This is a genomic window from Streptomyces sp. NPDC051907, from assembly GCF_040681075.1.
Taxonomy (GTDB): Bacteria; Actinomycetota; Actinomycetes; order Streptomycetales; family Streptomycetaceae; genus Streptomyces.
The window spans coordinates 29,453-43,874 of record NZ_JBFAYB010000080.1 but is presented as its reverse complement, the minus strand read 5'-3'; the positions used below and the strand labels follow the sequence as shown (position 1 = coordinate 43,874).

Annotated in this window: 10 protein-coding genes and 2 pseudogenes; 5 read left to right on the top strand and 7 right to left on the bottom strand. The window is 67.2% G+C overall.

The window, feature by feature from the left end:
• The 6 genes and pseudogenes from AB0M39_RS31355 to AB0M39_RS31330 all read right to left on the bottom strand — a co-directional run.
• Positions 1 to 380: pseudogene (locus AB0M39_RS31355) on the bottom strand (HNH endonuclease); the annotation flags it as partial.
• 427 nt (positions 381 to 807) lie between these two features.
• Positions 808 to 1,401: a hypothetical protein gene (locus tag AB0M39_RS31350; RefSeq protein ID WP_365369670.1), complete on the bottom strand. Its 594-nt coding sequence runs from the start codon at positions 1,399 to 1,401 to the stop codon at positions 808 to 810.
• Between the two features lie 776 nt (positions 1,402 to 2,177).
• The gene (locus tag AB0M39_RS31345) at positions 2,178 to 2,489 is read right to left on the bottom strand and encodes a hypothetical protein (RefSeq protein WP_365369668.1); all 312 of its coding nucleotides are present in this window, start codon (positions 2,487 to 2,489) and stop codon (positions 2,178 to 2,180) included.
• 146 nt (positions 2,490 to 2,635) lie between these two features.
• Complete coding sequence (locus AB0M39_RS31340) at positions 2,636 to 3,913, bottom strand: MFS transporter (RefSeq protein ID WP_365369666.1); 1,278 nt, start codon at positions 3,911 to 3,913, stop codon at positions 2,636 to 2,638.
• Between the two features lie 30 nt (positions 3,914 to 3,943).
• Positions 3,944 to 5,137 (bottom strand): YcaO-like family protein, encoded by a 1,194-nt coding sequence (locus AB0M39_RS31335; protein WP_365369664.1) that lies wholly within the window; start codon positions 5,135 to 5,137, stop codon positions 3,944 to 3,946.
• Between the two features lies 1 nt (position 5,138).
• Positions 5,139 to 6,506, bottom strand: coding sequence for a TfuA-like protein (locus tag AB0M39_RS31330; RefSeq protein WP_365369662.1), 1,368 nt, complete (start codon positions 6,504 to 6,506; stop codon positions 5,139 to 5,141).
• A 733-nt stretch (positions 6,507 to 7,239) separates the two neighbouring features.
• Between AB0M39_RS31330 and AB0M39_RS31325 the strand changes: the two genes are divergently transcribed.
• From AB0M39_RS31325 to AB0M39_RS31310, 4 genes are all read left to right on the top strand, one after another.
• Complete coding sequence (locus tag AB0M39_RS31325) at positions 7,240 to 8,520, top strand: cupin domain-containing protein (protein ID WP_365369660.1); 1,281 nt, start codon at positions 7,240 to 7,242, stop codon at positions 8,518 to 8,520.
• Between the two features lie 107 nt (positions 8,521 to 8,627).
• Positions 8,628 to 9,389, top strand: coding sequence for a methyltransferase domain-containing protein (locus tag AB0M39_RS31320; protein WP_365369658.1), 762 nt, complete (start codon positions 8,628 to 8,630; stop codon positions 9,387 to 9,389).
• 36 nt (positions 9,390 to 9,425) lie between these two features.
• Positions 9,426 to 11,378, top strand: coding sequence for a carbamoyltransferase C-terminal domain-containing protein (locus AB0M39_RS31315; RefSeq protein ID WP_365369656.1), 1,953 nt, complete (start codon positions 9,426 to 9,428; stop codon positions 11,376 to 11,378).
• Between the two features lie 43 nt (positions 11,379 to 11,421).
• On the top strand, positions 11,422 to 12,183 hold the full coding sequence (locus AB0M39_RS31310) for a class I SAM-dependent methyltransferase (protein WP_365369654.1): 762 nt from the start codon (positions 11,422 to 11,424) through the stop codon (positions 12,181 to 12,183).
• A 1,327-nt stretch (positions 12,184 to 13,510) separates the two neighbouring features.
• On the opposite strand, the pseudogene AB0M39_RS31305 reads toward AB0M39_RS31310, so the two are convergent.
• Positions 13,511 to 13,774 (bottom strand): annotated as a pseudogene (locus tag AB0M39_RS31305) (IS701 family transposase); the annotation flags it as partial.
• 205 nt (positions 13,775 to 13,979) lie between these two features.
• Between AB0M39_RS31305 and AB0M39_RS31300 the strand changes: the two are divergent.
• Positions 13,980 to 14,309, top strand: a complete 330-nt coding sequence (locus tag AB0M39_RS31300) for a hypothetical protein (RefSeq protein WP_365369652.1) — start codon at positions 13,980 to 13,982, stop codon at positions 14,307 to 14,309.
• Positions 14,310 to 14,422: the final 113 nt, after the last annotated feature.

The following is a 14,422-nucleotide window of genomic DNA, read 5'->3' as shown; positions in this document are numbered from 1 at the left end:
GCGCCGGAGTCCCAGGCCTCGGCGAGGGGGACCATGTGGTCGATGTCGAGCCTCGCGGGGTCGGTGACCTCCTGGTCGTCGTAGTAGGAGGTCCATTCGCCGCCGGAGAGCTTGCAGCCGGCGGCGACCGCCGGCGCCTCGTTCGCCTCGGCGAGCAGCACCTCGGCGCGGGTGTTGCAGCCGTCGGCAGCGTCGAGGCCGGCGTTCCAGTGCTTGAACTTGTCGCGTGCGTAGCCCGTGCGGGACTCCTCCGCCATGTGCATCTGCTCCAGTGCGTCGGCGAGCGTGGCGACTTCGGCGGCCTGAACCGGAGCAGGGGCGATCAGCGGGACGAGGGAGAGGGAGAGCGCGGCGAGACCGCGCACCAAAGTCTTGATCACGATGCCAAGGGATACCGGCTCGCCCGCCACCGCGACATGCCCTTTCGCCTACGGCTCAGCCTGGCGAGTGAACGAGTTCACCGAAGAAACGATCCGTCCCCTCAGACACAGTCCGGCCCGACCCCGGCCTTGGACCACGCGTTCCCCCGATGACCTGGCCTCAAGTCCTCCTCTGCCCTCCGCGTGACGAACTCGCTGAAATCGGCGACCTGTTCCGCGCCCACCAGCAGCGCACCGAACCCGACCTGCCCTGCTCGCAGACGGCCGGCGGCGTAGTGGATGCGGCCGACAGCAGCCCCTGCGGTCCACCGCTGGGTTGGGGAGCCCTGTCCCGCCTCCGACGACGCCGACGGCATTCGCGCTGCTCCCGCCGACGGACCGACCCTGAAGGGTCCCGCGTCGGCGCGCCGGCCCAACAAGCGGCGCGCTATTCGTCGTTCCGTAGCTGGGCGACGGGCTGTCCGTCGAGTACCTCCAGCGGTGCGACCTCCTGGAACAGGCCGTGGCTGAAGCTGAGGAAGATATACGCGCCGTCGCGGTCCCGGACCGCGTAGGAGTCGTAGCTGCCCCAGGTGTCGATCTCCCGGAGGACCTCGTACTCGCCAAGAGTCTCCGCCTTCAGCCAGGTCCAGGGGGCCGGCGGTCCGTCGGGCAGTACCGAGCCGGCAGCCCGCACGAACTCGGCACGATTCAGCCCCCACCCCATGCCCCCGGTGTCGTACTCGATCTCGTACTCGAAGTCCGGCCACGTCGCGAAGCGGTGCCGTTCGCTCACCCGGCTCCCGTCCGTCGTCCGGCTGCCCTCGATCCGAGCCCCGCTCAGGATCCCCACCCAGGCGTCCACCCCGCCGGGCCTCAGCCGAAGCCGATCATTGACGCGCCGGTTCTCGCGCCGCATCTCGCTGCGCGTTGCTCGCAGCCGGTAGAGCGCCGCGTCCACGAGTGCGTCCGGCGCCCGCCCGGCCATAGCCGCGAGCAGATACAGCTCGTACGCCCGTACATCCCCCGCCGCCCCGCCCAATGGACCCTCCCCAGCCTTAGCGATCTTGGCCCGCCGACTCTATCCGGCCCCGGCAGGCGGACACGGCCGCGTCAGCACGACCGGCCAGAACCAGGACAGGGGCGACCGCCTCGGCGCCACGAGCGCGCAGCAAACGCACCTCCGGTGACGGCCTCACCCATGACGACCCGCCGCCGTGGCGTTGACCGGGGGCAGCGAGCACCGGACGGACCAGGTGGTGGGGGCGCGTCAGGAGAGCCGACCGGCCCTGGCCACAGGCCTCACACGGCCCTCGCCCGCCACATCGCCTCGGCAGCCGCCACAGCCTGCTGCTCGAACTCTGGCCCGCTCCTGGACTGCCGCGGGCCCAGCCTCCAACGCCGCCCGCGCACCGCTCCTCACGCCTCGGGACTTCCGACGAGACGGGCCCGTCTGGCGGGCCGGTCGAGGAATTCCTGCAGTCAACTGCCAAGGGGCGACTGTTCAGTCCGAGCAGAGGGCGGCGATGCGGGGCAGCCGAGGCGCAATCCTGCCGTGGTCGTCGAAGTCGAAGTCCCAGGAGGGATCGAGCTCCGGGCAGTCGACGGTGAAATCTGGGCAGACCAGCAGCTACCACCCGCCCACCCGAAACCACTAACCCCAAACCGGCTCAAGAACCCATAACAAGATCATTTCCGAAAGACATCGGTGGATCGAGGCTAAGCCGCTCAGGGCGCGGACGAGAAGAGGGATGTACTTCGGACGGAGCATAGGCCCGGCGACCGCCTGCCGTGTGCGCGCCTCCGGGGCGAAGCCGGTCATTCGCCCTGCTCCGTCCCGAAGGTGAAGTCGCCGATGCCGCTGGCCTTCGCGCCGGTGTCGGTCGGCCAGTACCGCAGCTCCCGCAGGTACTTGCCGGCCTCCGCCGGGTGGGGCTGCACCTTCTCAAGTTCGTCCTGCCAGTCCTCCCGCTCGTCGGCGGTCATCTCCCTGCCCGGCCCCACCAGGGACCGGATCGCCTCGCAGTGCTTGGAAACGGCTGCCACGGCCTTCTTCGCGTTCTCGACCAGGCCGCTGGAGTCCTTGAGCTTCGCCGTCCACTGCTCACTGTCGGAGCGGCCGATGACCACCCGTCGGACAACCCGCTTCGTGAAAGCGCGAGGTCAGCTGGTGGATGCATTCGCGCCGCCTGATTGATCCGCGACCACGGTGTCGAGTTCGTATCGGCCAAGTCGTGCCACATCCCGCGAACTCGACGTCGGCGGGCAACGCGCGCTCACGGCTTGGGACTGCTGCCAGCCGTTTCGGCCGCCACCGGTGCGGGTTGTTCGGCTTGCGCCGTGAGGTGGCGCACGCTGGGAAGGAGCAGGAGGACCAGGTTCGTCAGGAGGATGCCAAGGGCGCACAGCCACATGACCTCGGGGGCTCCCATCCAGTCGGCGACGGTGCCTGCCAGGACGAAGCCCAGCGGGACGAGAGCGTTCTCGCCGAGCATGGTCAGAGATGTGACGCGTCCGATCAGATGCTCCGGCACCTGCTGTTGTTTCGCGGTCTCGAAGAAGACCACCGCGAGTTCCAGGCTCATGCCGCTCACCAGCATGGAGCCGAGGATCCAGGGGAGATCCGGCGCTGCGGCGAGTACTCCGAGGGGCAGCGGCCACAGCAGCTGCACCAGAACACAGGCCAGCAGGAGGCGCTGCGGCCGCCAGCGCAGGGCCACGAGCGAGCCCAGAACCATGCCAGCCGAGAACGCGGAGACCGCCCAGCCCCAGTGGGAGGCTCCTGCGGGCTGCTCAGAGAGGATCAGTGGGCCCAGCAACTGGTAGCCCGCGAGCCACAGCGGCACTGCGAGGGTTCCGGCCAGTACGTAGCCCCATAGCCAGGGGCGGCTCGAGAACGCCTGCCATCCTTCCCGTCCGCCGTGGAAGACGGAGGTGGTGGCTCGGGGGATCATTTGCAGCTGAAGGCCGCTGAGGACCACGGAGCAGACGGCGAAGGAGAGGGCGGCGACGAGGAGGACTTGTCCGAAGCCAAAGGCGGCTCCGAGTAGAGAGCCGACGCCGGGTACGGCGATGCGGGCCAGGTTGAGGACCAGGCGCAGGGACGCGTTGGCTTTCTGCAGGGCGGCCGGGGGCACAAGTTCGACGATCAGGCCCTGGAAGGCTGGCTGAACGGTCGCGGTGGCTGCTCCGGTGACAGCTGCGGCGCAGGCGAACATCCAGACATCCGTCTGTTCCGGGGCTGTGATCAGCAGGGTGCCCAGCAGGCCCTGGACTGCGGCGATCAGGAGGTTGCCGCCGACGGCGAGGACCTTGCGGGGCATGCGGTCGGCGAGGATACCCCCGAAGGGCAGGACGAGGGTCTGGGTAAGCACGCTGCAGCCCAGAACCAGGCCGGCGGCGAGGCCGTTGCCTCCCACCTGGAGGACCGCGAATGCCATGACCACGTTCACCAGGTTGGTGCCGGCGGTGGACACGCCTCGTCCGGCCACGTAGCGGAGGTAGGGACGGCGCCAGGCGCGGTCGGGCGGGGTGGGCGGGCTCTGGCGTGTCATGTGGGGCAGCTTTCGACGGGGTTAGGCGGGTCAAGGGGCGGGGGTGTAGTCGGGCCGCAGCACGACGTGCCGCGTGGTGTTGTTCAGGCCAGGGCAGATGACCTTGACGACGGCGAAGTCCTTGCTGGTGCTGAGATCCACTGCCATGGGCTCGTGGCCGGTGGTCTCGCTGACCATGCGGCAGGCCCAGGCGAGTTCGTCCTCGATGTCGCTGAAGGCGGTCTGGTGTCCGGCGATCGCCGCCTGGTAATCCTCCGCTTGGGGGTCGGTGACGGGGCATTGGGTGGCGCCCCGCAGTACGTGGGAGTAGGCGGCGGTCACGTCGTCGCGGCTTCCGTTGATGGCTGTCAGGCGGCTCTGGACCGCTTCGGTGATGGCCCGGGAGAGGGCGACGCTGGCGGACGAATGGGCACCCGAGCCGGCGGTCAGCAGGGCGAACTCCTCGCTCCAGACGAAGGCGGCGAAGCAAGGGATGCCCCACTGGTTGGGGATCATCGCCACGTCGAGGAAGACACCTTTGCTGCGGATGTGCTCGATCAGGGGCACACAGACTGGATCGTCGATCGTCTCGATGAGCATGTTGCGTCGTATGTCGCCTTGAGCGGCGCTGAGTTGGCTGAGGGCATCGCGTTCCATGACTTCGTAGAGAGCGTGCAGGGCAGCTTCGGCATAGGAGTTGCCCGAGGCGAGGCCGTTGCTCGCGACGAGCAGGCCGCCCGGTTGCCAGGACCGGTCCGCGGTGCTGCTGAGCTGCACGCAGTCATGCGGCACCGGTATCGGTTCGAGAGAGACGAGGCCGTCGGCGACGACCCAGTCCAGGGGACTGCCGTCGTGCAGAAGGCTGCCGTGATGCTGGTCCAGATCGGCAAGCCGGTAGGGCAGGTTGAGGGCGTGGGCGGGAGTGCGGTGGTGCAGTGGTGGGGGGCAGGCGAATTCGGCGTGCCACATCTCGACGGACTCCATCACCGCAGAGATCTTGGCGAGCAGCAGGGTGTGCCCCTTGCCCTGGGAGACCGACAGGGTGCGTGACAGGGGCCGGTAGGCCACGGCGACCGGGATGCCGATGACGTCCAGGCCGGTCACGTCGGCGACGCGGCTGATGCCGAACTCGGGGAGCCGGGCGGCGATGAGTTGCCAGGTGTCTTCGGGGCTGCGTACCCGGTGGGTGCCGGTGGTGAGTACCTTCTGGCCGGAGGGGGCGCTGACCAGGGGGGATGTCGTCATCTCAGGCTCCAACCTGACGCCGCCGGTTGTAGTCCCTCAGGAAGAACGGGCGGAGTGCTTCTGCGGCGTGTGCGGCGGTGGCGAACCCTCGGTCGCGGGCTGCGGCATTCATTTCCGCTTCATCCACGCTGGCGTCGAGTTCCCACATCTGGCCCAAATGCCGTTGGAGGACGGTGAGTTTGAGGTGGTCGATGTGCTTGCTGAATGCCGTGCTCTGAACCTGTTCGTTGATGTCGAAGCTTGATGCAATAAGTTCGATGTTGTCGCTTTCTTGAGGAAGTAGCCAACCTGCCGTTCTGACGTCGTTGAGGTCCGCCGTGATGCGTGAGGAACGAATGAGAACAGTGAGCATCCGCTGCCGTGAACTCAGCGCCGTGTGCTCGTTGCCGGTCAGCCACTGGGCGGCCTGCTGCTGCGGAATGCGGTCGGCCCGCAATTCCACTGCGGCGGCAGCTGCGAGGGCCCTGTCCTCCAGCTCCTGCAGGGCGCTGTCCGGGGGCAGGCCGGCCATGGCCGACAGGACGTAGCGGCTCCACCTCTGTGGCTGGTCGGGGCCGAACAGACGCTGGTAGTCGAGCTGGGCGGCCCTGCTGACAAGGCGCCCCTCCCGGACCTCGCCGGTGAACTCGTACTTCCATCTGCGCAGGTAGGCGGTGCGCCAGCCGTCCGGCCAGTTGGTGTCCGGCGGGGCGGCGAGGTTCGCGGTTTCGGCCCTCTCGCAGAGGGTGCGGGCATGACGCAGTCCGGCATGGGCGTCCAGCAGTTTGAGGTTCGCCCGTTCGCCAGCCGCCGCAGCGAACTCCGTCATCCGGCGGGCGGACTTGTGCAGGTCGGGGTGGCTGCGGAGGGCCTGGGCGACGGCGCGCCACGAGCGGCGGGGGTAGTGCAGGGCGCGTGCCGTCTCCAGCAGTGTGTCCTGTTCCGCAGGGCTTACCACGCCTGCCTGCGCGGCGATCTCCAGTTGGTGGCGCATGTTGACGAGCGCTTCGCTGAGGACCTTCCAGTCGGGTCCCTCGGCGTGGAGGACTGCTACTTCGTCGTCGGCCTCTATTCGGCCGTCTCGGTAATCCTCGAAGATTCGGCCGACGCCGATCATTCCGAATTGGTGGAGTTCGGCGGCCCGTAGGGCTCCCATGCTTGCGACGCCGATCACGACGACTCCGCAGGACATTTTCTCGAGTATTTCCTTGTGTCGGATCGGCGGGTTGCCGTGGTAGAGGCCGTCGACGAGAACGGCGACATCCCCTTGGCTTAATTCGTGACGGAAGAAGTCTCCATGTTGGGCCGGAGGGTGAATGAAGCAGCCGGGGATTTCCTGTCGTGCGGCATCCTCCACGGCCGTCGGGCCAGTAAATACATGAACACTCACGAGCATCCTTACTCAGCGCAATTGAAGGATTCACAAGAACACGATAAGTGCAGCTCAGTAGCCCGATAGTAGCGCCATGAGGCGGTGAGGCCAAGGGGAGGGGCAATAGGGGCAAAGATCTCTTTTGCCGCAAATTAATACGCCCGCGTCCGCACTCCGGAAGGGTCCGGGAGAGTGTGATGTGCCCCACGTTTGACACTCCTGAGGGATGGGGATTTCGCAGGCGCGATAAATATTTCAACAATGTTAAGCAAAGTGCGAAACTAGTTGATCATGGAAACTGCGTGGCCGATAAAAAGGGGGTGGCTTGAAAGTGATTGGAAACTTTCTGTGGCGTTGTTACGTTCTTCTCGCCGCAACACCGGGCACCGCTTCCTGCGGTGAGTTGGTGCTTCATTCACGGGGCTCATGCGGTACCTACACGCCCTGTAATTAACGTAGGAGAGTGCTATGCGCACCGAGAACACCATCGAGGCTTCTGACGACCTGTTCGACGAGGTCGTCCCCACCTCCATCGCCCACGAGTCGGCGTCGTGGGCCGACGAGGAGTAAGTCGACCTCGCGTGATGCTGTGAGGCGGTTGCGACCGCCGCGCAGCACTCAGGGACGGGGGCGGTCGCACCAGCGTGCCGGTGCCGCCGCCCCCGCTTTGCTCAAACCCGCTACGGCGGCCCCTGCGACCAGGCCCGCCCGGGACCATCCGCACTGCGAATCATGAAGAGAGGGCCGAACGGTGGGCCAGCCGCTGATAGAGACAGACTTCGCGACGAGCGACGCGCCGTCAGACGCGCGCATCCTGGGACCGACGCACTACACACCGGGCACGGAGGTGGCGGCCGAGCTGGTCCAGACCATCGGTGACAACTGGGGCAAGCGGCCCCTGCACGCCGAGCAAGTTGTCGATACCACCGCGCTGCTGACCGCCGAGGACATCGACCAACTCCTTGACTCCCGCACCCTGCGCGTGTCCCAGCTGTGGGTCTGCAACGAGGGCCGCAACCTGCCCCCGTCCACCTACATGAGCGTAGGCGAGCAGGCCCGCACCAAGAGTGTCGGCAGCACTGCCGATGTGCGGCGCGTCATGACGCTGGCTGCGGAGGGGAGCCCCGATCCGGTCAAGGTCGCCCAGCACGTCGCCAACGGTGCCTCGCTGACTCTCAATCAGGTCGACCAGTACATTCCGAACCTGCGTGCCATGTGTGAGCAGTTCGAGGCCGAGACGCACGTCCGGGCCGGTGTGATCCTCTTCGTGACCCCACCCAGCGCGCAGGCCTTCAACCTGCATGCCGACCCCCACGACATCATCGTGATGCAGACACACGGCATCAAGCACTGGGAGATCCACCCGACGCTCTGGGAGAAGAAGAACGCCCCGGACGCCCAGATACGCCGCCTGGTGATGAAGCCCGGCGACATGCTCTACATCCCGGAGGGCACCCCGCACGTCGTGCACACCAGCGAGGCTGGTCTGTCCATCCATCAGACCATCCAGTTCAGCGTCCCCCGCTACGACAAGCTGGCTGCGAAGGTCCTGCTGCGGGCCTTTGAGCATTACTGCCAGGACGCCGATCTCACCGGTCCGGTGCCCGCCCTGCGCAACGGCCGGCCGGAGATCACTGAGCATCTCGCCCCCCACTTCGAGGGCTTCGCCGAGACGTTGCGCGGCCTCAACCTCGCAGAGTTCGTCGACGCACACATCGGCTCCATCGTCCCCCGTCAGCGCACCCTGGCCACCGGCCGCCTCACGGCCATCGCCGCCTCCGACACGGTGACCGCCGAGACACGTCTGCAACGCGCAGTGCCATTCCAGGTGAGCGCCCGCGACGGCGCCGTGCACACTGTCTTCGGACAACGCAGCCTCCAGAGCCCCGCACAGACCGAGAAGTACCTCACCGCGATTGCCGAAGCGGCCGATGTCTTCACCTGCGCCAGCGTCAGCACCGAACTCGACGCCCTCTCAAGCCTGCTGCTCTGCCAGCGCCTCGTCAGAGAAGGCGCCCTCGCCCTCGCCTGACCATCCGGCCGGGATCTGCTGCGCCGCTTCCCTTGCGGGCCAGCAGAACCCACCCGCACTACGGCAGGCGATGCCCGCCGCAAGATCACACCGCCAGGAGCCCGCTCATGGGGGAAGAACCCATCCGTCACCTCCCGCCCGACACCGACGACGCCTTCGGGCACCTCCTGAGCCGGGTCTGGAACGCCGAGTGCAAACCGGGACGCGTCTTCGAGATCATCGAGCGCTCCGACGGCTTCACCGGGGCCTGCGACGCGGCGGAGTACTTCGCCCTCCACAAGCAGTGGCCTCAGCGCGAACAGGTGCTGCTCGCCGAGGCCCGCGGCCGGGTCCTCGATATCGGCTGCGGCGCTGGCCGCCATCTCCTGCACCTCCAGCAGCGCGGCCTGTCCGTCATGGGGGTGGACTCCTCCCCCGGTGCCGTCGAACTGTGCGAGAAGCAGTCGGTGCCGGCCCAACTCGGTACCGCCCACGACCTGCCGTGCGACGACGCGTCCGTTGACACGATCCTCGCGCTCGGCGCGAACCTCGGCCTCCTGGGTGGCCGGGAGCAGTCACTGGTCACCCTGCGCGAGTGGGCCCGCGTCGCCGCACCCGGTGCACGGGTTCTGGCTACCAGCCGCGACCCGTACACATCTAAAGGCAAGATCAACACTGACTATCACCAAGCCAACCGTGAGGCCGGCCGCATGGCCGGACAGCTCCGCATCCGCATCCGCTCCGGTGCCCTGGCCACGCCGTACTTCGACTACCTCTACCTCTCCCTGCCCGAACTGCGGGAACTCCTGGTACCGACGCCCTGGCGCCTACACCACGTGATCGAGGACACCGGGGGCGGGTACGGAGTCGTACTCACCCTCAAGGACTGACCGCTTCGGCGTGTCCCGCAACCTGTTGGAGATCCCATGAAGGACGGCTACTGCCTCTCGGTATACGTCAACCCGGTTGGCCTGCAACGCATCCTCAACACCTCCTACCGGCACGACGCGAACGTTTCTTTGTGGCGCAAGCAGCAGGAGCAGGTCACGCTGCTCGCCCACTGGGAGATCGAGCGGATCAGCGGCCTGAAGCAGCACCGCACGCCCTTCCTCGACCGCGCGCACCTGGAAGACTTCCTCCAAGAGCGCCTAGCCGAGCACGATCTCACCCTCGCGGACATGACGGCGATCTGGGGCACCCCGGATATTGACACCGTCAGCGACTACCACCTGGGCAACGATGAGCCCGATCTCGCCTACCACGCCCTCGCGCACCTCTACAGCGCGTTGCTCCTCGACACCGACAAGTACTTCCACGGCACCACCCTCGGCTTCGCCGTCGACCGCGGGCCGGAGTTCGTCATCGAGCGCTCGATCAAGCCGAAGTGGTTCGCCGGCGGTGTCGTCCGCGACGGGCAAGTCAGCCTCTTCCCGGTGGAATCGCCGGCACCGCTCTACGGTGCCGCCAAGGACCGCTTCGACCAACGCGAAGGCACCCTCATGGCCTTGGCCACGGCGACCAAGGCGCACGGCGTCTGCGACCAGGACGAGATCCTGGCCACATACGTCTTCGACGACATCACCTCGATGACCACCCCGGCCACCGCCTTGGCGCAGATCGTCGACCAGGTCACTGCCACCCTGATCAGCGACCCGGAGTTCTCTGCGGAGGAGTCCCTGGTGAGCGCGGTGATGAAGGAAGTCCAGGCGATCTCCGTGCGCATCATGGAGCGCAACGTGGATCGGGCCCTGGAGCGGCACCGGCTGACCCCGTCCGACACCCGTCTCGCTCTCGCCGGCGGGTATGCACTCAACTGCCCCACCAACAGCCACCTTATGAACAAGTACCGGTTCAAGGAGCTCCTCGCGCCCCCGTGCGTGGGCGACGACGGCCAGTCGGTGGGCATGGCGTTGGCCGGGTTCCTGAAAAAGGGTGGCGACCAGCCGTTCTCCTTCCGCTTCCCCACCGCCTATCTCGGCAGCAGCGACGACAGCCTTGACGATGTGCTGTCCAACCACCAGCCCTACATCGTCAGCACCACGCCATATACAGCCAGCACTGCTGTGAAGGACCTGCGGGCCGGCCCTGTCGCGTGGTTCCACGGCCGCTCCGAGATCGGTCCTCGCGCACTCGGCAACCGCAGTCTCATCGCCGACCCCACCACCTACACCTCTAAAGAGCTCCTCAACGAGCACAAGCAGCGCGAATGGTGGCGGCCAGTAGCCCCCGTCGTGCTCGAGGAGCACATCGACGACTGGTTCGAAGACGCCCGCCCGTCGCCGTACATGCTGGAGACCTTCACCATCCGCGGGTCCCGGCGCACCCAGATCCCGGCCGTCGCACACCTGGACTACTCCGCCCGGGTCCAGACCCTCACCAGAGACCAGAACCCGCATTTGCACACCCTCATCTCCGCCTTCCATCAGGCGACAGGGGTTCCGATGCTCTGCAACACCTCCCTCAACGACAAGGGAGAGCCGATCATCGAGAAGCTCGCCGAAGCCGTGAACTTCTGCCTGCGCAAGCGCATCAAGGTCGCCTATCTCAACGGCACCCGCGTCGAGTTCACCAACTTCGACGCCTACCCGCTCCAGGATCCGCTGCCCCGAGCCCACACCCGCTTCACCGAGGTCCCCGCTGCAGCCGCGGAGCGCATCCGCGCTGACCTGAACCCGCACGACCTGCCCGATGTCTATCTCTACCGCTACCTGCACGACAACCTGATGGTCGACAGCCTCGACATCACCACCCCCGAGGGTGCCCGGGCCGTCCGGAAAAGGGTCGACGCCCAGTTCGCGACGGATCCCCAGCTCCGGTCCTACTCCGAGAACCGGATGCGGCAACGCGGCGAGATGTTCGCCTCCACCAGCGCCAAGTAACTCGTCTGACGTTCCCGCCCCCTCTTCCTCAAGGAGTAACCGTATGTCCGGTTCGGGTAACGGGCAGGAGTGGACCGAGCAAAAGCTCTGGGACACCTGGGCCCAGCACTACGACCAGAGCTTCCTCGGCCAAACCGCAGCCCCTGACGGAGCCGTCACCCGCCTGGCCGAACTCGCCACCGACGGAAGCGCCTTGGAACTGGGGATCGGCACCGGCAGAATCGCCGTTCCCCTCGCCCAAGCCGGTGTCCGAGTCCACGGCATCGAGCTCTCCGCGACCATGGCGAAACGGCTCGAGGAGAAGACCGCCGACCTACCCATCACCGTCACGGTCGGCGACATGGCCGACTACCACGACACCGGCCACTCCTACTCCCTCGTCTACGCCCCCTACAGCGCACTGCACCTCCTGCAGTCGCAGGCGGATCAACTCCGCTGCCTGCAGAACGTGGCCCAGGCACTGGCGCCCGGCGGGACCTTCGTCGCCGAGGCCACCCACCCGCAGATCTTCGCGGGGTTCCTACGCGGCAAGAACCTTAAGATCCGAGACCTCACAGACGACGCCCTGTCCGTGTCGGCCACGGTGGTCGACACCGCCCAACAGACCGTGAGATTCCAGGAGATCAGCATTACCGGCGGCGGCGTGCAGATGCTGCCCTGCCACGTCCGATGGATCTGGCCAGCGGAACTGGACCTGATGGCCGCCCTGGCTGGCCTCACACCCCTCTCCCGAGCACAGGACTGGCGCGGATCCCCGCTGACGTCCTCCAGTACGCAGCACGTCTCCATCTACCGCAAAACGTAGACTGGGCGCTCCATCCAGCCGTCCCTGGGCACCGTCGGCGGAGCGGGGATCGAGACGGCGATACGAATGCCTCGGCGGGCATCGATCAACGATCACCTCACCGTCGAGGATGCACGGCGGACGCTGGAGGCCGCAAGAGTGCCGGCGAGCAAGCAGCTCGTCCACCCGCCAACGGGTTGCACCCCCGGCATGGTGCGAGGAGCCACCACACGAGCGGGAACCGGACCCGGCGGGTGCCGGCAGTCGCCCGGCCCGCCCCGGCGGCTGCGCTGTCGGAGGCGGGACGGGGAGAGTCCGAGTCGTTCGTATCTGCCACGGCCGCGAGTCTGGCGACCGGCGCCGTCACCGCATTGGCCGCTACGTGATCACCGAAAGAAGGGAACCTGCTGCCCCGGCGTTGACGCCCGGGTTCCGGGATCGTCCGCCGCCCGGGCCGGACGTTCGGTGTCCGCGTCGCACGCCACGGCCCGGACGTGACCGACGAGGTGGCATAGGTCAGCGATGTCGGCATGCTGAGCACAAGGGGGTTTCCTCCCTCGCCGTACCGGTGGGCGGGCTCGCGGCAGGACGCGCACGGCCCGATGGCCGCAGGCGGGCAGTTCAACTGCCGTACCGTGGTCCCGCGGTCCGGGCGGGGCGTGACCGCGGGTGGGAGGCATCTGCGGCGGAAGGCGGTATGCCGGGCCGGGAGAGATCTTTGGCACGGCGGGTGGAGCAGCCTCCGTTGCTGGGGGCTGCTGCGAAGCGGGGGGCACGTGCGGGCCTGCCACCGTGGTGCCCGCAGGCAGGATAGCGACGGTGTCCCGAGGGACGCTGCCGCGCTTCTTCTCGTCGTCCGCCCTTCGCTGGGAGGAGCATTCGCGGCTCAGCTGGAGGGGCTCCGGTTCGGCGGGGTTGCTGTCGTCGACGGCCCGGGGCTCGGGAAATGCCACCGCATCGTTGGTGGCGTCGAGGTACCGCTCGCGGTCCTGAGAACTGACCCACAGGTGCGATGGCTTGCCGCGTCGGCCGGGCTGGGCAGGGATATTGATGAGAACTGGCATCACCTCGGAGGCAGTCCCGGTGTCCCCTGCTCTCACGGTGGGATCGCGGTTCTCGGCGACGCGAGGCAGGTCGGCTAGTACTCCAGCAGGATTTCGCTGCCTGACCTGGTCTTTCGCCGGGTGGCGGGAGTGTAGTGGGACTTCGAACGTGCGGGGGCGGTCTCACGGAGACCACCCCTCGATCGTGCGACAACGCCGCAGATAGTGACAGCGGCGGGCAACTGCTTGGCGTCGGCGGCGCCAGTTCGACCAGCTCAGCGCGTGGTGTAGTCCTCGGTGTCCGCTCAGGTGCGGGGGCAGGGCACGACAAGCTGCCAGGAGTCGCCGAACCTCCGCCACTGTGAGCCCGATCGCCCCGGGTGTCTCACCTGTTCCGCCCCTTTTTCCGAGGGCTGGTGTGCCGTGGCGGCCAGGAAGGCGTGCGCGAGCATGGCCAGAGTGATGTGCCGATACCAGCCCACGTAGCGGCGGACTTCGTACTGGTCCAGGCCGCATTCGTTCTTCGCGGCCTGGAAGCATTCTTCGATCGCCCAGCGTGCCCCGGCGACCGCACCAACTCCTGGACGGTGGCCTGAAGGGGTGCTGTCGGCGTACTCGTCTATGTGCAGAGCTGCGTACGGATGAACGTGCAGAGCAAGGAGCCCTGTGAAGCGCGAGCGTCGTGGTTCGAGATGATGGCGCGGTGTCTCTTCGCTATTTCAATCAGACCGGCTGGACCGCGATCTTCAACGGCACCGACACCGAGTCGGCCGCATGGTGCGTGTGGAGGGCTGGGACCAGGCGACCGGGACGGCCCTGGTCGTCGATCCCAAGCGCGGCGCCCTGCGTGCGGTGACGGACTATGAGGACTTCTCCCACCTGGAGCGAGCCGACCAGGTCGTGGCCGCCGTGCCAGGTGGAGGGTGGCGGGTGCACTGGAAGGACGAGGGACCAGGGGGAACGCCGCTGACGGAACAGGTGCTGGCCTGGCTCATCACGTCGCAGGGGCGGGCGACGGCCATCACGGTCGATGCCCAGGGGCATGTCGAGGACGCTGATGGTGCCGACGCCTTCATCCCGCCGGGCGAGGATCCGGCGTCCTGATCGCAGCTGATCAGGCCACGTCGTTCTCTCGTTCGATGGCCTGGTGTAGGTTCCCAAATGAAATGTCCCGCCTCGCTGCGGTGGCCTGGGGCTTTCTCATGCGTCTCACTAAG